The following is a 248-nucleotide window of genomic DNA, read 5'->3' on the forward strand; positions in this document are numbered from 1 at the left end:
GTTGACGTTGTTCGCGATCATGTCCGTCACGATGGCGCCCGTGCCGCGGTAGTTGACGACGATCAGGTTCGGCAGCCCCGCCTCGGCCGCGAGCTGCTTGGCCGACACCCGCGCCAGCGATTCACCGGTGGCCAGCGAGCAGGGCTGCGCGGCAGTCTTGCAGTACTGCACGAACTCGCCGAACGTCTTCACCGGCAGCTTGGCGCTCACGACCACCGCCGCGGGCGACTGCGACACGGCCGTCACCT

1 protein-coding gene is annotated in these 248 nt (G+C 68.5%); it reads right to left on the reverse strand.

Annotated features, from left to right (window positions below; translation table 11 throughout):
• Positions 1 to 210, reverse strand: a 210-nt coding sequence (locus AC0CH8_RS19035; protein WP_465241219.1) for a hypothetical protein, incomplete at its 3' end; no start/stop codon positions are given.
• Positions 211 to 248 lie beyond the last annotated feature (38 nt).

This window comes from Sphingomonas sp. AC435 (assembly GCF_979253005.1).